This window comes from Atlanticothrix silvestris CENA357 (assembly GCF_016056295.1).
Taxonomy (GTDB): domain Bacteria; phylum Cyanobacteriota; class Cyanobacteriia; order Cyanobacteriales; family Nostocaceae; genus Atlanticothrix; species Atlanticothrix silvestris.
This window is the reverse complement of sequence record NZ_JAECZB010000005.1, coordinates 104803-124109: the sequence shown is the minus strand read 5'-3', so window position 1 is coordinate 124109 and position 19307 is coordinate 104803. Positions and strand designations below refer to the sequence as shown.

The 19307-nt window shown below is 40.5% G+C and carries 18 protein-coding genes; 7 read left to right on the top strand and 11 right to left on the bottom strand.

Annotated features, from left to right (window positions below):
• The first annotated feature begins 91 nt into the window (after positions 1-91).
• A complete protein-coding gene (locus I8751_RS04415) occupies positions 92-694 on the top strand; it encodes a sulfite oxidase-like oxidoreductase (RefSeq protein WP_214437958.1) in 603 nt (200 codons plus the stop codon).
• Positions 695-699: 5 nt separating this feature from the next.
• Here the strand turns inward: I8751_RS04415 and I8751_RS04410 are convergent, their stop codons facing one another.
• The 3 genes from I8751_RS04410 to I8751_RS04400 form a co-directional block, all read right to left on the bottom strand.
• Positions 700-2082 (bottom strand): aldehyde dehydrogenase, encoded by a 1383-nt coding sequence (locus I8751_RS04410; RefSeq protein ID WP_214437957.1) that lies wholly within the window; start codon positions 2080-2082, stop codon positions 700-702.
• Positions 2083-2186: 104 nt separating this feature from the next.
• Entirely contained in the window at positions 2187-3353 is a 1167-nt protein-coding gene (locus I8751_RS04405; RefSeq protein WP_214437956.1) for a hybrid sensor histidine kinase/response regulator, read from the bottom strand.
• Positions 3354-3968: 615 nt separating this feature from the next.
• The gene (locus I8751_RS04400) at positions 3969-4547 is read right to left on the bottom strand and encodes a PEP-CTERM sorting domain-containing protein (RefSeq protein ID WP_214437955.1); all 579 of its coding nucleotides are present in this window, start codon (positions 4545-4547) and stop codon (positions 3969-3971) included.
• A 229-nt stretch (positions 4548-4776) separates the two neighbouring features.
• Here I8751_RS04400 and I8751_RS04395 point away from each other — a divergent pair, with 229 nt between their 5' ends.
• Positions 4777-5154 carry a nuclear transport factor 2 family protein gene (locus I8751_RS04395; RefSeq protein WP_214437954.1) on the top strand — a complete coding sequence of 126 codons (378 nt, stop codon included), beginning with the start codon at positions 4777-4779 and terminating at the stop codon, positions 5152-5154.
• A 156-nt stretch (positions 5155-5310) separates the two neighbouring features.
• Positions 5311-6528 carry a M20 family metallopeptidase gene (locus I8751_RS04390; RefSeq protein ID WP_214437953.1) on the top strand — a complete coding sequence of 406 codons (1218 nt, stop codon included), beginning with the start codon at positions 5311-5313 and terminating at the stop codon, positions 6526-6528.
• Between the two features lie 150 nt (positions 6529-6678).
• Here the strand turns inward: I8751_RS04390 and I8751_RS04385 are convergent, their stop codons facing one another.
• Positions 6679-7494, bottom strand: a complete 816-nt coding sequence (locus I8751_RS04385) for a class I SAM-dependent methyltransferase (protein ID WP_214437952.1) — start codon at positions 7492-7494, stop codon at positions 6679-6681.
• A 463-nt stretch (positions 7495-7957) separates the two neighbouring features.
• On the opposite strand from I8751_RS04385, the gene I8751_RS04380 reads away from it, so the two are divergent.
• Positions 7958-8533, top strand: a complete 576-nt coding sequence (locus I8751_RS04380) for a TRAP transporter small permease subunit (protein ID WP_214437951.1) — start codon at positions 7958-7960, stop codon at positions 8531-8533.
• On the top strand, positions 8517-9854 hold the full coding sequence (locus I8751_RS04375) for a TRAP transporter large permease (protein WP_214437950.1): 1338 nt from the start codon (positions 8517-8519) through the stop codon (positions 9852-9854). The genes I8751_RS04380 and I8751_RS04375 overlap by 17 nt, the downstream gene beginning before the upstream one ends.
• A gap of 113 nt (positions 9855-9967) precedes the next feature.
• Here I8751_RS04375 and I8751_RS04370 read toward each other — a convergent pair whose 3' ends face one another.
• Both I8751_RS04370 and I8751_RS04365 read right to left on the bottom strand, forming a co-directional pair.
• Entirely contained in the window at positions 9968-10462 is a 495-nt protein-coding gene (locus I8751_RS04370) for a DUF6174 domain-containing protein (RefSeq protein WP_214437949.1), read from the bottom strand.
• A 468-nt stretch (positions 10463-10930) separates the two neighbouring features.
• Entirely contained in the window at positions 10931-12034 is a 1104-nt protein-coding gene (locus I8751_RS04365) for a TRAP transporter substrate-binding protein (RefSeq protein WP_214437948.1), read from the bottom strand.
• Positions 12035-12297: 263 nt separating this feature from the next.
• Between I8751_RS04365 and I8751_RS04360 the strand changes: the two genes are divergently transcribed.
• On the top strand, positions 12298-13173 hold the full coding sequence (locus I8751_RS04360) for an MBL fold metallo-hydrolase (protein WP_214437947.1): 876 nt from the start codon (positions 12298-12300) through the stop codon (positions 13171-13173).
• Positions 13174-13356: 183 nt separating this feature from the next.
• Entirely contained in the window at positions 13357-14553 is a 1197-nt protein-coding gene (locus I8751_RS04355) for a site-2 protease family protein (RefSeq protein WP_214437945.1), read from the top strand.
• 165 nt (positions 14554-14718) lie between these two features.
• On the opposite strand, the gene minE is transcribed toward I8751_RS04355, so the two are convergent.
• The 5 genes from minE to I8751_RS04330 form a co-directional block, all read right to left on the bottom strand.
• Positions 14719-15021 carry a cell division topological specificity factor MinE gene (gene minE, locus I8751_RS04350; protein ID WP_214437943.1) on the bottom strand — a complete coding sequence of 101 codons (303 nt, stop codon included), beginning with the start codon at positions 15019-15021 and terminating at the stop codon, positions 14719-14721.
• Positions 15022-15057: 36 nt separating this feature from the next.
• Positions 15058-15864, bottom strand: a complete 807-nt coding sequence (gene minD, locus I8751_RS04345) for a septum site-determining protein MinD (protein ID WP_214437940.1) — start codon at positions 15862-15864, stop codon at positions 15058-15060.
• A 180-nt stretch (positions 15865-16044) separates the two neighbouring features.
• A complete protein-coding gene (minC, locus tag I8751_RS04340; protein ID WP_214437938.1) occupies positions 16045-17082 on the bottom strand; it encodes a septum site-determining protein MinC in 1038 nt (345 codons plus the stop codon).
• Positions 17083-17158: 76 nt separating this feature from the next.
• Complete coding sequence (locus tag I8751_RS04335; RefSeq protein WP_214437936.1) at positions 17159-18484, bottom strand: four-carbon acid sugar kinase family protein; 1326 nt, start codon at positions 18482-18484, stop codon at positions 17159-17161.
• 55 nt (positions 18485-18539) lie between these two features.
• Positions 18540-19202 (bottom strand): hypothetical protein, encoded by a 663-nt coding sequence (locus I8751_RS04330; RefSeq protein WP_214437933.1) that lies wholly within the window; start codon positions 19200-19202, stop codon positions 18540-18542.
• Positions 19203-19307: the final 105 nt, after the last annotated feature.

Sequence of the window (19307 nt, the reverse complement as noted above, 5' to 3'; positions counted from 1 at the left end):
TGTTTCGTAGGGTGTGTTATGCCGAAGGCTAACGCACCGTCAATAATTCTATTTACTTAAGTAGCTTGATAAGACTGATTTTTGTGAAAATATGCTAGGTAAATTTTTTCAAAAACCAAATCAACAAGAAAGCGAACGTGTCCCCCCTGGACAACATCTAGCTAAAGGATTCCCCGTATTAACCTACGGTGCAACACCCCAAGTCAAAATAGAAGAATGGGAATTTCGGGTTTGGGGTTCAGCAAAATCTGTCGTGCTAAATTGGTCAGATTTTATGGAAATGCCTCGCCATGAATTTACAGATGACTTTCATTGCGTTACACGTTGGTCAAAACTAGATGTCAAGTGGACTGGTATTAAAGTAACGGACTTTATGAGTCTGATTGAGGTAGAACCCCAAGCAGTTCATGTTATGGAACACTGCTACGGTGGCTACACTACTAATATCTCAATGGAAGACTTTGTACGAGAAGAAAATTTCTTTGCTTTTGAATTATTTAATGAACCATTACCAGCTGAACACGGCGGCCCAATGCGGCTAGTTGTACCCCACCTCTACGCCTGGAAAAGTGCTAAATGGATTAATGGTTTGGAGTTTCTCAATCAAGAGGAACTTGGTTTTTGGGAACGTAATGGCTACCACCGCCGTGGTGAACCTTGGGCGGAGGAGCGTTACAGCAGTGCTATTGGTTAGTTAGTTCACCCAATAAGTCGCTTTAATATAGATAACTTGCCTTTGTAAGGAGCGTATCGCCAATTTAAATCTAGCCAGAATGAGTTTCGTAATACACTTTTGTAGTGTGAAAAGGTGTCAAAACTAGCTTTACCGTGATAAGTACCAATACCGCTATCACCAACGCCGCCAAATGGTAAAGATGAAACACCAAACTGCATAATTGTGTCGTTTAAACAAACTCCACCAGATGAAGTTTCTTGTAAAACTCGCTTTTGCAGTTGTTTACTTTGTGAAAATAAATATAAAGCTAAAGGTTTTGGTTTAGAGTTAATCAAGGCGATCGCTTCTGTAATATCGGCATATTCAATTACAGGCAGAATCGGGCCAAAAATTTCCTCTTGCATCACAGGATCTACCAAAGAAACGTTATCAAGCAATGTAGGGGCGATATAACGTTCTGATGGGTCAGTTTCTCCACCAATAATAATTTCACCACTTTTGAGCAAGTTAGCCAACCTTTCAAAATGTTTTTGGCTCACAATTCTGGCGTAATCAGGATTTTTTTCGGGATGATCTCCGTAAAATTCTTTGAGGCATTTCTTCAACCCATCTACCAAATTTTGTTTAATTTTTTGATCAACTAATATATAGTCAGGCGCAATACAAGTTTGTCCGGCATTAATAAATTTGCCCCAAGTAATGCGTCTGACAGTATGTTCAAGATTAATATCAGTATCTACAATACAAGGACTTTTACCACCCAGTTCTAAAGTAACTGGTGTGAGATGTTCTGCTGCCGCTGCCATGATAATTTTGCCCACGGCTGTACTACCAGTAAAGAAGATATGATCAAATTTCTCTGCTAGTATTTTTTGACTTGTTTCTACACCTCCTTCTAAAACTGCAATATACTCTGGTTCAAAATATTTGCCGATAATTTTAGCTAATAAATTAGAAGTGTGAGGGGCAAGTTCTGAAGGTTTAAGAATTGCACAATTTCCAGCTGCGATCGCACCTACTAACGGAGAGATAACTAAATTAAAGGGATAATTCCAAGCGCCAATAATTAATACAACACCCAGCGGTTCTGGATAAATTCGGGCTGAGTATGAGAAAAATTCCCTAGGAACTGCTGCTTTTTTAGGTTTAGTCCAAGTTTTGATATGTTTGATAGCGTAATCAATTTCTTGAACGATACTGATTTCCGTAGCATAGGCTTCAAATTCAGGTTTATGTAAATCAGCTTGCAATGCTTGAATTATTGCTTGTTTATTCTCGACTATTAATTGCTTGAGAGTTTTTAGTCTTTCAATACGAAAAGCAATATCTTTAGTTTGATCTGTTTGAAAAAAGACTCGCTGCTTATGAATAATTTCTGCAACATTTTGTAAGTCGGTATTAATCATTTTTATCCTGTTGATAATTTTATTGCAAACCCTAATGCCAGTTTTCTCAAGCAGAGCCACTGTCTTGTGGAGATCCCCACGGCAGCTAGTTGCTTACGAGACACCTAGTTTTCCCTGTTCTCTTTCATGGATTGTTTCATCGGCAAACTAACAATAAATGTACTACCTTCACCTAATTTAGAATTGATTAGAATAGTTCCTTGATGCGCTTCGACAATTCGCCGAGAAAGGTACAACCCTAAGCCACTACCAGAACTCTTGTGACTTCCTTGACGAAATCTCTCAAATAAAATGGCTTGTTCTTCAGGAGGAATACCAGGGCCTGTATCTGCTACTTCAATAGTAATGTAGTCACTAATTGTAGAAGGCAAAGAAAACGTCTTGTTAATTTTACTACTCAAAATTACAGGAGTAAGGCCGATAGTTATTGAGCCGGATTCAGTAAATTTAATCGCATTTCCTATTAGGTTAGTGAACAGACGATGCAATTCTAAGCGATCGCCCATGACTGTATTTGCATTTACAGCTTCAGCAAAATCCAGATTGATGGCCAGGGTTTTATCTTGGGCTAAAGGTGTTAGTTCTCCAACTATCTCTTCTAACAATTTACTCAGATCCACCGCTTGAAAAGCCAACGTTTTGCGACCTGCTTCAAAGCGATAAACTTCCAATAAGGTATTGACCATACTCAGCAGGTTAATATTGCTGCGAGCCATAATGGTAATCACCTCTTGCATTTGCGGTGATAAATTACCCAAAGCACCTTGCTGGAGCAGCATCAACATGCGATCGGCTGCTACTAGGGGAGTGCGTAAATCGTGGGTAAGACGGGAGACAAAATCTTCTCGCTGACGGGTAATTTCATCACGTTCATCAATACTATGTTTCAACCGCAAGAGCGATCGCACCCGTGCTAGCAATTCGTCTACTGTCACAGGTTTGCGAATAAAATCATCAGCACCTAAGTCTAATCCATGTGCCACATTAGGAGCATCATGGGCAGTAATTAGTAGTATTGGGATATACTGCTGCATATTCATATCACCGCGAATACGCTTGGTAACTTCGTACCCATCCATTCCCGGCATCATTAGATCCAGCAATACTAAATCGCAAGGCGAGGTTTGAAGTTGTGCCAATGCTGAAATGCCATTTTCTGCCGTGCTAATTGTGTAGCCTTCTTCCTCCAAAATAGTTTTGATTAAAAACACATTATCAGGAGAGTCATCGACAACCAGAATTTTGTCAGAGCGAGGAGATTGTGAACTCATGTAGCTGTGAGGTTATAGGGTAACAGGAAATTTTTGTCACACAAGTAGTTCACCACAAGAACTTTGCCTAAGTTAAGTGATGACTAGTTAAATTTGCGATTTGAATATAGCAGATGATTGTATCGGATTGTCTGGGTGACTGGAGATGTAATTACGTAGGCGATCGCTTGATAGCAAAAATACCTTTGAGCTTTTTAAGAATAGAGTGGGTTTTCCTGTAGTCTTAGAATAGCTCCTCGTAAGCATCCCACACATTAGTTTTTGAGCAGGAAGCAATGTCAATAATTGGCTACATTGAGCCGTAATAAAAATACCCCCAACAAAAAGATGGGGGTAAGCAAATCGTTAATGGGTTAAGGCGTAGAATCCGATAATTGAGGTTCGATATAAATATTTCGGTATATGCGCCTATGCTAGCACTGATAAATATGAGTGCTAAGAGCGATCGCTAACTCTTAAAAATAGCTTCACGATAACTGAACAAGCTGCCGTTTCTCTAAGATACCGATCTATTTAGGATATTGCAGCCTCGTTTGCGACTGCATGAGAATAGTTTAAAAAAAAGATCCTGATTAATGGGATCTAGTAAAAATTTTGTGCGTTTCTTGGTAAAGGTTAAGCTTGATTATTTTTTGCTGATTTAACTTTTTTTGACATTAGCCAGGCAATACTACAAACACTGAAAGTACCAATTAAGGTTGCAGGTTCAGGGACAGAAGTATAAGAAACTACACCACTGAAGACTTGATCATCAGCAATAAAATCATACCCGGCAATTTCGTAACTTATTGAAGAATCAGATTTGTTGTTAAATAAATACGATAATCCAATGGATGAATTACCTACTACATTTGGAAATACAACAGGCCCTAGTGAAATTGGATAGTCAATATCATCTGTTTCTGTATAAACAGTTTGAGGTTCATTGTTGAATGCAAAATTTAGTAACTGAACTGGTGCTGTGGGAATAGCTTCATTATTAAAAGTTAAATCATCAAAGCTAAAAGAACCGCTACCACTCAGCAAAGAACTATTGACAGTGAAACCATAATTAATAATTGCAGCATCAGCTGCTTGTTGACTAACAACAGTAAAACTCAAAGACAAACTAGTAATAACTAGTGTTAATTTTTGAACTAGTTTCATGTGAATTTTCCTCAAGATAAATTTCTGCGATCGCTTCTTGTGGGGCATGGCCCATTGCTCTTAGCTGCAAAGTTAAGTTTCCTCAATACTTGCAGCCAGCTAAATTTAAAATCCAAAGTTTAAGCAGAATTTAATCAAAGGTAAACATTGCAACATCTTTACTAATTGCTTGACATGCGACCAATTAGTCGCATAATTATTTGAATGCTCCAACCTCCAGTGCGATCGCATCGCCGACATAGTACTTTGTGGAGTTGGTATTCAGGAAATAAATACTATGAATAAAACAGTTGAAACTCAGATTATCAACGTCGAAGAACGGCTTAGGCAGGCAATGCTTGCTTCTGATGTCAGCGTTTTGAATGAACTAATAGCCCCCGAAAGTATCATCACAAGTCATCTGGGAGAATTAGTAGGAAAACAAGATGATCTAGCCGCCCATGAATCTGGTGTGATTAAAATACATGAGTTGAATCCTTCACAGCAGCATATTCAGCTTCATGGAGAAGTGGCGATCGTTTCAGTCAGAATGCAGTTGTCTGGTAGCTATAATGGTAGCCCTGCAAATGGTGACTTTCGTTATACGCGCGTTTGGGCTATCTCTCCTAGCGGAACTTGGCATATCGTCGCTGCCCATATAGGTATGGTGGCTTAAATATTGGGAAGTTTTCTTGCGATCGCAAATTGATCAATGAAAGTTTGATCTACCATTCCTGATGATGTATTTATGCTCGCATTTATATTTCGGACAGGTCTATTTGATTAATAACGATTAAACTGGGAAAATAACCAAAGTTAGCTCGTCTTCACAATGGTTTCTACCTTTCCCAACCCCTCTGCTGTAGATTTATCTCGTGTTCGGCTGGCAATTCGTTCATTGCAACCGCAGCTGGTAGAATGGCGGCGACGACTGCATCAAAGACCAGAGTTGGGTTTTAAAGAAAAACTCACCGCTGAATTTATCTCCCAAAAGTTACAAGAATGGGGAATTGAGCATCAAACTGGCATTGCCCAAACTGGTATTATTGCTAATATCAAAGGTGATAAAGGAAACAGTGAAAAAGTCTTGGCAATTCGGGCAGATATGGATGCTTTGCCAATTCAAGAACTCAACGAAGTACCCTATTGTTCACAACATGATGGTGTGATGCACGCTTGTGGACATGATGGACATACAGCGATCGCTTTAGGTACAGCTTACTATTTACAACAGCATCGTGAAAATTTTGCTGGCACTATCAAAATTATCTTTCAGCCTGCGGAGGAAGGGCCCGGAGGCGCAAAACCGATGATTGCAGCCGGGGTACTAAACAACCCTGATGTAGATGCGATTATTGGTTTGCACTTATGGAATAATTTGCCTTTGGGAACAGTAGGTGTTCGTAGTGGAGCGTTGATGGCAGCTGTAGAGTTATTTGACTGCAAAATTTTGGGCAAAGGTGGACATGGCGCAATACCCCATCAAACTGTAGATTCTGTTGTGGTTGCAGCACAAATAGTTAATGCTTTACAAACGATTGTGGCGCGTAATATTAACCCCATTGATTCAGCTGTGGTGACTGTAGGCGCACTTCATGCAGGTACAGCCCACAATGTAATTGCTGATACAGCCGAGATGAAAGGCACTATCCGGTATTTTAACCCTGCTTACAAAGGCTTTTTTAAACAGCGCATTGAGCAAGTAATTGCAGGGATTTGTCAGAGTCACGGTGCTAATTATGACTTTAAATACCAGGAACTTTATCCGCCTGTAATTAATGATGCTAATGTAGCAGAGTTGGTGCGATCGCAAGCCGAACAAGTTATAGAAACCCCTGTAGGCATTGTCCCAGAGTGCCAAACTATGGGCGGTGAAGATATGTCATTCTTCTTAGAAGAGGTTCCCGGTTGCTATTTCTTTTTAGGTTCTGCTAACCCTGAGAAAGATTTGGCTTATCCCCATCATCATCCGCGATTTGATTTTGATGAAACCGCCTTAGCAATGGGTGTGGAAATATTTGTCAGATGCGTGGATAAATTTTTTATTTGAGTGGGTAACTCATTTACTCGTTGAAGTTTAGTTCTACACTAACCCTGCCGTATCTGAGACTAATTTTGAAGCCCCATTACTCAATTTATTAACTGCTAAAACTTTGGTTTTACTCGACCGAGGTTTCTATAATTATCCGAACTCAACAGTTTAGCTGCCTTTGCGGGCAACATGAACAGCAGAAAGAAACGAGAGTTGTACGCTATCTCCAAATTTTTCTAGCTTCTCCCGCAATCCTGCAAATAGTAACTCTTCTGCTTGTGGCTCTAGTCCCCGATGGGTACTTAAAAGCTTGAGGTAGTCATCAATGCTATAGGTGACTTCACACGCAGTTTGCTCGACAACCAACTCTTTAAAACAATTGGAGTCTAAAATCTCTTGTCCAAACCCTCTTAAAATCTCCGCTTGAATCTGGGCACCTTCATATAGAGCAAATGAGGGCGCATAAGCTTGATACACTTCCTCTAGAACTTGATAAACTTCGTATTTCGGTTCTGGGGTCAGATTCCATAACAAGATAAGAGAACCATCATCGCACATTGCTGCTGCTGCCTTGGTATATTTAATCTCTGGCGGTATCCAGTGAAAGGCATTGGCAGATAGAACGGCATTAAACTGTTTTGCTTCTAGTTCCCACTCCTCAAATGAAGTATTGCAAATTGTAACTTTTGGATATCGATCACAGTTATGTTGCGCCAAATGACAAAAATCCTGGTTTGGCTCAATACACGTCATTGAAAAACCAAATTGAGCAAAAGCCACCGTTGCATTTCCTGGGCCACAACCAACCTCAAGAATCGATGCATCTGAGTCAAGTTGGGCTAAAGCCACAGATCTATCAATTAGTTCCTTTGGATAGTGCGGTCTTGCATTGTAATAAATATCAGCAACAGGAGAATACCAAGTCCTTCGCTGTTCCAAATCCATAGAAGCTCTGGCATTTATTTCTTGTCTAACGTCTTGCATAAGCTAGTTTTTTTTATCTGCAAAACCTGATTTTAAGCGATCGCGTTCTTCGTGACTTAATTTGGTTCATCAAACCGGGATTCAGTGTTTTAAGTACTACATTTTTGCCATTCCAATCCTCAGTAAGATAAGTAATAGCAAAGCGTCCTTGTCCTAACTCTTGTTTAATTTCATACTTATCGCGGTGTAATACATAGTTGCTAACATTGTCCTTTTTGCCACTAACGTCACGCTTTTCATTACTAAAATTGTGATTTTCATTACTAACGTCGCGCTTTTCATTACTAAAATCGTGATTTTCATTACTAACGTCGTGATTTTTGTTACTAACATCGCGTTTTTCGCTACTTCTGTCAGCTAAATATAAAGCCTGTTTTGCCTCTGACTCCTAAATTCTGCTGTATTTATCCTCACTATCAAACTGTAAACTACATTTACGGCAGTTGAAGAGGTAAAATAACCATTGGAAAAATTATTACAAGTATCCAGAATTATTGATACCTGCACCGAACGGATTGGTCGATTGACTAGTTGGTTGGTGCTAGTAATGGTAATCCTGGGCGTGTGGAATGTGGTGGGGCGATATCTAGGACGCTTTAGTGGTAACAACCTTACTTCCAACGCTTACATAGAAGCTCAATGGTATATTTTTGATTTAGTTTTCTTCTTGGGAGCAGCTTATACTCTCCAGCATAATGAACATGTCCGCGTTGATATTTTTTATAGTAATTGGTCGCCTCGGCGCAAAGCACTTGCAGACTTGTTAGGAACAGTATTTTTCTTGATTCCATTTTGCATTTTGGTAATTATTTTTTCTTGGGATGCTGTTGTGGCTTCATGGCAAATTCAAGAAGCATCATCCGATCCTGGTGGATTGCCTCGTTACCCGATTAAAGCCATGATTATTGTTGCTTTTGTCTTATTAATTTTCCAGGGAGTTTCACAGGCGATTAAAAACTTGGCTATTCTTTTTGGCGTAACGTCTCGTAGGGAAAGCAAACTAGAATCCCAGGAGGACAACCATGACACTAGCTTATGAGTGGCTGGGGCCAGTGATGTTTGCTGGTGCTTTAGTGTTGCTATCGCTAGGATATCCGGTGGCTTTTTCGCTGGGTGGCGTAGCTATTTTATTTGGAATATTGGGAATTAGTTTAGGTGTATTTGACCCAGTATTTTTGACTGCTATGCCACAGCGAATTTTTGGCATCATGGCAAACTACACTTTATTAGCTATCCCTTACTTCATTTTTATGGGAGCAATGCTGGAGAAATCTGGGATAGCTGAGAGGCTGTTAGAAACGATGGGGATTTTGTTAGGACGCTTGCGTGGTGGACTAGCTTTAGCTGTGATTTTAGTGGGTGCAATGCTTGCAGCAACTACCGGTGTAGTAGCAGCGACAGTTGTAGCGATGGGTTTGATTTCTCTGCCGATTATGCTGCGCTATGGTTACAACAAAGAATTAGCTACGGGTGTGATTGCTGCATCGGGAACCCTAGGGCAAATTATCCCACCAAGTGTGGTGTTGGTGGTACTGGGTGATCAGTTGGGTGTGTCGGTGGGGGATTTGTTCATCGGTTCAGTGATTCCCGGTTTGATGATGGCAGGTGCTTTTGCTGTACATGTGCTAATTGTGGCATTTTTAAAACCAGATTTAGCGCCAGCTTTACCCCCCGAAGTCCGAGAAATTGGCGGTAAAGTTTTAGGAAAGCGGGTAATTATGGTGATGTTACCACCTTTGTTACTGATTTTATTAGTACTAGGTAGTATTTTTTTTGGCATTGCCACCCCAACAGAAGCAGGTGCAGTAGGTTGTGCTGGTGCGATCGCTCTTGCTGCTGCTAACCGTAAACTTACCTTAGAATCTCTGCGTCAAGTTTGCGATGCCACTTTGCGAATCACCAGCATGGTGGTTTTTATTTTATTTGGTTCTACAGCTTTTAGTTTAGTCTTTCGGGGATTGAATGGCGATCGCTTCATGTTCGATGTTCTCGCCAATCTTCCCGGCGGTAAAATCGGCTTTTTAGTTATCAGCATGACCGCGATATTCATCCTCGGCTTTTTCATCGACTTTTTTGAAATTGCTTTTATCGTCGTGCCATTGTTTGTGCCAATTGCCCAGCAGTTAAATATTGACTTAGTTTGGTACGGTGTGATTTTGGGAGCTAATTTGCAAACTTCTTTTCTCACACCACCCTTTGGTTTTGCCCTGTTTTATCTGCGTGGTGTCGCACCACTAGAAGTCACCACAACAGATATTTATCGCGGTGCAATACCATTTATTTTGTTGCAACTATTAGTTCTAGTGTTAATTATTGCTTTTCCTGGTATTGTCAGTTTTTTACCTTCTTTAGGAAACTGACAATACCAACAATGAGTAAGCCAAAAAGCCTCATGTAGAGACGCAATTTATTGCGTCTGATAAGACTGTTCGCATAGTGTGTGCCTTAGCGCAGAGCAATCTGGTATTGAATATTATTTAATCTCCTCAAAATTTTCAATTGTGAGATATAGTTCTTCATCAGCTATCTGAGCGTTATAATCAATATCAATTTGCGTTGGATAACCGAGTCTGGCATCATACTGCACATTCAGGCTATACGCTCTACGATTAATTGCATCCTGAATCACATTAAAAAGCTTGGGAATCGTATTGTACTGTTGGAAAAACTGCCCATCAACTGGTAGTCCAGTAGCTACGGAAGTGATGGAAGTTGTTTGACCATTACGTACTTCAATGATTACTGGCCCTCTAGCATCTGGAATACAAAAGCAACCATTGCTAAACGTATAGCGATAGTTAGAAATATTTTGCTGATTCCACAAATGACGATTAAATTTTAATCGCCTGAAATTCAAGTTATTATTCGTTGGCGATTGCAACATCTCCATTGAAGTTTGAGACATTACTGGTACATTCAAGCCGACAGATAGCAACAATGCCGCACTAATAATGATAGGTAAGCGCATACAAATTTATTATGCAATTAAATTCCATGTTTTAATATACCAATTTAATGTCAAAAACCTTTAATTATGCTTTTTTATTTACTTGTTTAAGTAAAAATTATCTGGAGATTAAAAGTAATTAAATAGCAGACTATTTCCCAAAGTATTATTTAATTTTCACATACAGCAAATTCCATTTGCATGAGGTACATTACTGTCGCCTCTATTCCCTAGTCTCTAGCCCCTTTCTTCTTAATAGGTGTACTACACCCAACCGAAAAACGCTGTAATTAAAGTAGAGTGAAACCAATGCAAACAAACTGGGGAACATCCTACTTTTTCAATAAATACCCTTGAAGAGTATTTGTAGCCCCAGGCTTATAGCCTGTGGGCATTTTAAAAACTGGGATGCACCCAACAAACTGTTATCCGATCATCAGATCAAGCATTAGTCTACTCACCCTAATCGCTTATCCCAATTCCTTTTAATCAACTGTTATTTGATGTGACGAAATTGGCATAGCTTAATTCATTGATGCGATTCCAAGTAAAAATCTGCTGCCGAAAGCCTTTCCACTGTTCGTAGACTTGTTTAAAAGTTCCGTCTTTGCTGGCATTTTCTTCAAACAAATCAAACGATATTTTCTGGGCTGCTTGCAGAATTTCGGGACTATAAGGAACTAGCTTTGTCCCACCAGCCAACAACCGCGTCAGTGCTTGCCCATTTAAAGAATCGTACTGACTAAGCATATTCAAATTGGCTTCAAAAGTCGCCGTCTTTAAGACTTCCTGGTATTCTTTGGGCAAACGTTTCCAGGCAGTCAGATTAATTAATACATCTAAGGTTGGCCCTGGTTCCCACCAACCAGGATAATAGTAAAATTGTGCAGCTTTGTTTAAACCGAGTTTTTCGTCATCATAAGGGCCTACCCACTCGGCAGCATCAATTGCTCCTCTATCCAGTGCTAAATAAACTTCGCCTCCAGGCAATACTTGTACATTCACCCCTAAACGGGACATAACTTCTCCGCCCAATCCGGGAATCCGCATTTTCAAACCTTTAAGGTCAGCAAGAGATTTAATTTCTTGTTTGAACCATCCCCCCATCTGCGCCCCGGTACTACCAGCCGGAAAATTAATCACGTTGAAGTTGGTATAAATTTTGTGTATGGCTTCTAGCCCACCCCCGTCATGCAGCCAAGCGTTTTGTTGTTGGGCGTTTAAACCAAAGGGTACAGCGGTGGCAAAAGCTAAAGCCGGGCTTTTACCGATGTAATAATAACTGGATGTATGACCACATTCAACAGTTCCGGCTTGCACGGCATCTAAAACTTGCAGTCCTGGTACTAACTCTCCAGCTGCAAACGGTGTAATCTGAAAACGTCCGTTGGTCATTTCTGCAACCCGCTTGGCGACTGTTTCTGCACCACTAAAAGTGCCTAAAGACTTGGGCCAGCTAGTTGCCATTCGCCAGCGAATATTTGGTAGTCCCGCTTGTACATTAGGAGATTTAACAGTTTGGGTACATGAAGCTAGGGTAGCAGCAGTTGCCGTGGCGATCGCAGCAGTATGGAAAACCTCTCGGCGTTTCATATTATTAGGGGAAATTTAGGCTAATAGAGAATATCTATCAGGTTTTTGGCAATTTTTTATTTTTACAGCCATTTTCATTTCATTAAACTATGTCCCAGGGGCGTACATCTGTGTACCTTCACCAAAGATTGTGATTTAAATAGATGGAATTTTGACGTTTTTATGTCTACAGACTGTCTATAGTCGGCAGTTGCTTTTGCTAGCGTGGTGATATGAGAATTTGTAACCTGCCCAGCAATAAGCTAGGCAAAGAGAGGTTTAACATGGCTCATTTAAATCTTCGTCGCCCCGAAAATGTCGAAGGCGATTTTTATGTAGATACTACTTGTATTGATTGTGATACCTGTCGCTGGATGACTCCTGAAGTGTTTTCTCGTGCTAATGAACAATCAGCAGTACATCACCAACCAACAGACAAGACGACAAGATTAGCAGCACTCCAAGCTCTTTTAGCTTGCCCTACTAGTTCTATTGGTACAGTTGAGAAGCCACAAGATATCAAAGTTGCTCAACAAAGTTTCCCAATTTTAATAGATGAAAATGTTTACCACTGTGGCTATCATTCTGAAAAATCCTACGGCGCTACTAACTATGTAATTCAAATTCCCGAAGGGAACGTTTTAGTTGATTCCCCCAGATTTACGCCACCTTTAGTTAAGCGTCTTGAAGAGATGGGTGGGATTCGTTATATGTATTTAACTCACAGGGATGACGTGGCAGATCATCAAAAGTTTGCCGAACATTTCCACTGTCAACGCATTCTTCATGCTGATGATATTTCAACAAGTACTCATCAGGTGGAAATACAACTGACTAATGTGGAATCATTTGCCCTGAGTCCAGATTTGTTAATTATTCCAGTTCCTGGTCACAGCAAAGGACACACGGTTTTACTTTATAAAAACAAGTTTCTGTTTACTGGCGATCATCTCGCTTGGTCAGAAAGCTTGCAACAGCTGGCTGCATTCCCCGATTTTTGCTGGTATTCCTGGACGGAACAGATTAAATCAATGCGTCAATTGGCTGATTATTCGTTTGAGTGGGTGTTACCAGGTCATGGACGGAGGTTTCACGCTAGTGCTGATGTTGTGCGTCAGCAGATGCATAAGTGTATTGAATGGATGGAACAGTATTCGTAATTCGTAATTAAGCTAATTTTACGATGTTTGCTGGTAAATCTGTTTGGGTAAGCGCTAGTGCGTGTATGCATAATAATAGTGTATGCCAAAAATAATTTATATTGATTAACACTTACAATTTTAATAGGAACTGATGAAAATATTGAACTTAAAGACATAACTAGTTTTAGGACAATATAAATAATGCAAACAAATTGGCGAATCGGATCTTTATTTGGAATTCCACTGTTTTTAGATCCTCTGTGGTTTGTAATTTTAGGATTGGCTACTCTTAATTTTGGTGTAGCTTATCAAGAATGGGGGACTATTACAGCTTGGAGTGCTGGGATAGTAATGGCACTGCTATTATTTGGTTCAGTATTATTACACGAGTTGGGTCATAGTTTGGCAGCGCGATCGCAGGGCATTAAAGTTAATTCAATTACCCTGTTTTTGTTTGGTGGCATTGCTGCTATAGAAGAAGAATCTAAAACTCCAGGCAAAGCATTTCAAGTAGCGATCGCTGGGCCTTTAGTAAGTATTGGTTTGTTTTTTTTACTAAGCCTAACAGCTATTATCATCCCTGATATTAATCCCATCAGTGTGATGGTTGGAGATTTAGCCAGAATCAACTTGATTTTAGCGTTATTTAATTTAATTCCTGGCTTACCTCTTGATGGGGGACAAGTACTAAAAGCAGCACTATGGCAAGTCACAGGCAACCGTTTTCAAGCGGTACACTGGGCAGCAAGGGCAGGGCAAATTTTGGGTTACAGTGCGATCGCCTTAGGATTTGCTGTAGATTTTTTAACTAGGGAATTAGTCCTGGGGTTGTGGATTGCGTTGTTAGGTTGGTTTGGCGTTCGTAATGCTAGCAGCTATGACCGCGTAACTACATTACAAGAAACCTTAATAAAAGTAGTAGCCGCAGATGCGATGACTCGTGAGTTTCGTGTAGTCGATGCTGATCAAACTTTGCGTTCTTTTGCCGACTCTTATTTATTAGATACTACCGCCCCTGGAGTTTATTTTGCCGCTTCTGATGGGCGTTATCGCGGTATGGTTGCCATTGACGATTTGCGTTTAGTAGAGAGAAGTGAGTGGGAAACTCGAACTCTGCAAAGTATTGTGCATCCTTTAACAGAAATACCAACTGTTATTGAATCAACTTCTTTAGCTGAGGTGATCAATCAATTAGAAAATGAGCAGTTACCCCGCATCACTGTGCTTTCACCTGCTGGTGCTGTTGCTGGTGTTATTGATCGTGGCGATATTGTGCGAGGTTTAGCACAAAAGCTCAATTTACGAATCAGTGATGAAGAAATTAAGCGCATCAAAGAAGAAGGTAGCTACCCACCAGGGTTACAACTGGGGGTAATTGCGAAGTCTACTACAAATTAATTTCATTGGGGATTTTGAACTGCCGATGTACGCCGATGTACGCCGATAATTTTTCTAAATTATTCGTGTTGATCAGCGTGTATTGGCGGTATTGATATGTGGGATACGCGATCGCTCTAATCTTAGAATTCGAGATTTTTTAATTACTAAGACATGCTGTTGAGATTAGTCAATACTTTCCCTTTCTAATTCAGGTATATCAGGTGTATTATCTTTAACTCGACGGATGGGCAAATTAGCAATCAAAGCAGTCGTTCGTTGATTGCTTTCTAAAGAAAATTCTAAGCCAGTCGTCTCAATTTCTACATAGCGACAGACTATTTCTAGAATCTCTTGCCGCATTTTTTCTAAGGTTTGAGGTTCTAAGGCAGCGCGATCGTGGGCAATCACCAATTGCAGGCGACGTTTAACTTGAGTGCGACTGTCATCAGGACTGCGAGAAAAAAGCCGTTCTAGAAGTTCAATCATTAGCAATTAGGGCTGGGGCGGAGACTGGAAAATAAGTTAAACAATCTTTGTCCATAACAACTTTCGCAGACGCGCGAAGATGTTTTCTGGGGATGAGTCAAAATCCAAAAAGTCAACCGTTTCTCCTTCCAATCTGCGAGCAATGTTATCAAAGGCTAAAGCGGCCAAAGAGGGAGTTTCTCCTAATACCAAGGGTTCACCGCGATTAGTAGAGACAATAACACGCTCATCGTCAGGGATTACCCCAATTAAGGGGATTGCGAGAAGTTCTTGAACATCTTGCACAGACATCATATCATTTGCTCGCACCATTGCGGGTCTGATACGATTAATTATTAAATGAACACGTTTGATTCCTTGGGCTTCTAGTAAACCAACTACCCGGTCAGCGTCACGAACTGCGGAAATTTCAGGGGTGGTAACAATTAAGGCTTCTTTGGCTGGGGCGGTGGCATTTTTAAAACCGTTTTCAATACCAGCAGGGCTATCTACTATTACATACTGATATTTTTGAGCCAGCGCATTCACCAATAATTTCATTTGTTCGGGTGTGACTGCATCTTTAGAGCGATTTTGGGCTGCTGGTAAGAGTACGAGGTTAGGTTGCCGTTTATCTTTCACTAAAGCTTGTTCTAAGCGGCACTCTCTAGATAGGACTTCTACGGCAGTATAAACAATACGGTTTTCTAGTCCTAGCAGCAAATCCAAATTTCTCAGCCCAAAATCCGCATCAACCAAGGCAATTTGTCGCCCAATTTTGGCTAAAGCCATGCCCAGATTGGCTGAAACTGTGGTTTTACCCACCCCTCCTTTGCCGGAGGTAATCACAATAATGCGAGTCATAATTATAGATGCGCTCGATTAGGTTCAGGAAATATAGAACAGTAAATTGAAGTCTGTAAATTGAAGTATAAAGTATGAAGTATCGTATCAAATATAAAGAAATATCTGAACTTTATGAGGACAAAAAGGCATGAATATTTTTTTTATTTCATACTTCGTCTTTCATCTTCTCAGTAACACTCATAGAACTTGATTTATCCTGGTTAATTGATTCCTGGAAAAATCAGTAGCTCTAGCGATACGAATTCCTTGCGGTGTTATATGTGCCACTTCAGGATAAAGCTGTGACGGTGATTTTTCTGGTGCCCTAGCTACAGCATCTGCGATCCGCAATTGAGTAGGTTCCATTTGTAGAGCCATAATCAGACACTCACTATTACCTCCAGCACCGGCATGAGCAATTCCACGTAAACGCCCCCATACTAGAATATCTCCTTCTGCGACTACGATACCACCTGGATTTAAATCTCCCAAGAGAATTACCGTACCGGCATGACGAATTTCTGTTCCAGATCTGACTGTAGTTTCTAGATAGAGGGTGTCGGCTTGGGGTTGAGGAACTGCTTGTAACTGAGAACTCAGGGATGTTTCAGGCTGTAGTTGTTCTACAGAATAGCCCGATGTCACAGCCGCGATCGCAGTTTGACGGCGACTAGTGGCGACACATTTGAGTTGGAGTTTAACTTCACTGAAGGCTTCAGCGAGTTCTTGCAACTGTCTGCTATCTAACAAGCGGTCTTGGGCGATTAAATGCACTGTTGTATTGGGTGTGCGGAGGCGATCGCCTGCTTTTAAGCGCAACTTTAATTGTTGCCAAATATCAGACCAAGTAACTTCTGAAGCCGGGACTTGAAGTTCTGTTGGCAAAATTACTAATAGTCGCCCCTCTTCAGTTTTAAACTGGACTTGGATATGATTTTTTCCCTTATTCTCAATAATGACTGAGGTTGCGGAATTAAAATCCCAAATTCCAGGATTTGGCTCTGTATTAGCAGAAATCGAATCTATATCTGGGGTTGCAGAGTGGGATTCTGCATCGTCAGATGGAGAATTTGCCTTTAAATAACGGATAACAGACTTTAGCTCTGCATCCGGGATAATAGAATCTACATCAGAGTCGGTAGAATTGACCTCCACATCCGAAAGATGAGAGATTGACTCTGCATCAGGAAGTGCAGAATTTGACTTGAGATAGGGGATAGCAGAATCAGAAGTCATGCAGCACCAACCAAAAGACGAGGGATACACCGAGTAATTATTAATATTAGATTAGTTGCATCATTAAACAACAACCTCACTTAGTATATTTAGTTAATCTTTTGTAAACTGTCCCTAAGGCATCAGCATCGCCAACATTACCAGGAAATAGCACTACTGGCAACTTGGGAAATTGGGGGTGGTCTGAGTTGGTAATTACCATTGAACAACCAGGTAAAATTTGGCCAAGTAGCCGAGCTGATGTTAGGGAAAGACCAGTACTTAAAACATCGTTGGAAGTAATACCACCTTTACTGATAAGAAATCCAATATCAGATGGTAAACCTTGCACAATATCCATTAATAAACTTGAAACCTTAACCCCAAAATCCAATCTGGTCTTGATGTCCTTAAAAGTCAGTTCCTGACGACTGGTATAAATCACTGGTGTTTTGCCAGCGTTGTGTATTGCCTTGGTACTTTCTAATATATCGCTTAGTAGCGTTGCAGATTGATTTGTCTCATCAAGTAATTCAGCCACATTAACTTCAATTCCTACAATTCCTTCTGCTTGTAACAGCGCCTCTAACTGTTGAGTTGTCTTTTTCACATGAGAGCCAACAATCACTGCACCGGGTTTACCTTGTCGCACATAAGTTGCCATATCTTCTGCGGCAATTGGTTGGGGAGGTAAATTTGCCAATGCCGTTAAGATACTCGCAGCACTGCGAAACAAAAAGCGTTTCCCTTGACTCGCTGCTGCTAGCACGTCTACTGCAAAAGAATTTAGATCCGCTTGAGTTTCACCATCTACAACAGCGCATTGATTATTAGTCAGTTGCAGTAAACGTTCTAGACTACCAGAACGAATATCAGCAAGTAAAAATCTTTCGACCGATTCAGCTTTAATTTGCCCTTGAGTTTTTTCTTCTACATACTTGGGTAAATAGCTGTGATGGTAGCCGAAGACTGAATCTTGGGCAAACTCAGTTTCATGAACTGGAGTAGGTACATTATTAATGATCAAATAATGTACGCTGTCACGGGTAATGCGTCCACCCTCAAAAAATGCTGGCACGAGAAAATGAGCGTCAAATGAGCCTAGTTCTTGAGCGATCGCATCGGTTTCAATGGGATAATGCCCCCGTAAAGTAGAATCAGAACGACTGACAATGAGAAAATCGCTGATTTCTTCAGCAGCTAATGCCAATTTAAGGTTCTGACAAACTTCTTTAGTTACAGAAGCTGCGGAATCTGGAGGCATGGCTCTAGTATTAGTCAGCACAAAGAAAATCGGTGAGTCATCCCGTAACCCAGTGCGTAAAGTGTCTACATCCCAGTGCATGAGCAGTAAGCAGCTGTGGACTGTTTGAGAACCTGTAGGGTCATCATCCAGGACAATTATTTTTGGTTTTTTACTCATTTAAAGTAACGGGGCGACTGTTTTCAAAGAAAATTTGATTTGAAGTATTTTCAATTTAGTCTTTCTGCAATTTTCTGATTTCTGCTTGCACATCAAGGGCAATTTGCAGCGATTGATTGAGAAGTTGAGCATATTCGCTGGCCTGATTACTAACTTGTAAAGTTTGTAAATTGGCTAAATTATTGACGAATAACTCTTGGTTATTAGCAATTAGCTTTTTATTATCTCGCAAAATTCGTTCACTTTTCAAAGCTAGGACTAAATCTTCTCTAATAAGTTGTAAGGCAGCAATAACTTGCTCGCGATCGCTTATGCTGCTTTGAGAGTGGCCAGAGGTGGCTAATTGGTCATTAATATCTATCGCTTGGACAACATCATGATATTTATCGACTTCATCTAAAAGTATTGTTAATGCTTTAGGACAAGTGAAACGCCGCCATAGCGATCGCCCAATTACCACAGCGATAGGGGCTAAAATTAATAAAATTATTCCGAGTTTAATTGAAGAGCCAATGATCGGCAGAATCATAAAGGCGTAAATGAAGCCAACAATAATGGGAGTTAGCGCTAAAGCCACCAACATTTCATTAATCAAAAACCCTAATCGCTTCTCGCGGTTTCCCATAATAGAAGGCCGAAAAACGTCATCTGGATCAAACCCAGTCAAACGTCTTAATTCCCCCTTGCTAATTTCCAAACCTATTAAATCCGGCTGCACTGCTGGATACTCCTATGGAAGCGCGAGTTGCGTATTTATTTTAATCGTCTTTGATCGCCTTTGATGTGAAAATCACAATGACTCTGGATTCTGTGAGCAGGAGCG

Coding starts and splice junctions, on each gene's coding strand:
- I8751_RS04400 (WP_214437955.1), bottom strand. CDS start 4,547: ATGCCCCACAAGAAGCGATCGCAGAAATTTATCTTGAGGAAAATTCAC.
- I8751_RS04385 (WP_214437952.1), bottom strand. CDS start 7,494: ATGCAAGACGTTAGACAAGAAATAAATGCCAGAGCTTCTATGGATTTG.
- I8751_RS04360 (WP_214437947.1), top strand. CDS start 12,298: ATGGCTCATTTAAATCTTCGTCGCCCCGAAAATGTCGAAGGCGATTTT.
- minC (WP_214437938.1), bottom strand. CDS start 17,082: ATGACTTCTGATTCTGCTATCCCCTATCTCAAGTCAAATTCTGCACTT.
- I8751_RS04415 (WP_214437958.1), top strand. CDS start 92: ATGCTAGGTAAATTTTTTCAAAAACCAAATCAACAAGAAAGCGAACGT.
- I8751_RS04405 (WP_214437956.1), bottom strand. CDS start 3,353: ATGAGTTCACAATCTCCTCGCTCTGACAAAATTCTGGTTGTCGATGAC.
- I8751_RS04410 (WP_214437957.1), bottom strand. CDS start 2,082: ATGATTAATACCGACTTACAAAATGTTGCAGAAATTATTCATAAGCAG.
- I8751_RS04390 (WP_214437953.1), top strand. CDS start 5,311: ATGGTTTCTACCTTTCCCAACCCCTCTGCTGTAGATTTATCTCGTGTT.
- I8751_RS04335 (WP_214437936.1), bottom strand. CDS start 18,484: ATGAGTAAAAAACCAAAAATAATTGTCCTGGATGATGACCCTACAGGT.
- I8751_RS04375 (WP_214437950.1), top strand. CDS start 8,517: ATGACACTAGCTTATGAGTGGCTGGGGCCAGTGATGTTTGCTGGTGCT.
- I8751_RS04365 (WP_214437948.1), bottom strand. CDS start 12,034: ATGAAACGCCGAGAGGTTTTCCATACTGCTGCGATCGCCACGGCAACT.
- minE (WP_214437943.1), bottom strand. CDS start 15,021: ATGATTGAACTTCTAGAACGGCTTTTTTCTCGCAGTCCTGATGACAGT.
- I8751_RS04355 (WP_214437945.1), top strand. CDS start 13,357: ATGCAAACAAATTGGCGAATCGGATCTTTATTTGGAATTCCACTGTTT.
- I8751_RS04370 (WP_214437949.1), bottom strand. CDS start 10,462: ATGCGCTTACCTATCATTATTAGTGCGGCATTGTTGCTATCTGTCGGC.
- I8751_RS04395 (WP_214437954.1), top strand. CDS start 4,777: ATGAATAAAACAGTTGAAACTCAGATTATCAACGTCGAAGAACGGCTT.
- minD (WP_214437940.1), bottom strand. CDS start 15,864: ATGACTCGCATTATTGTGATTACCTCCGGCAAAGGAGGGGTGGGTAAA.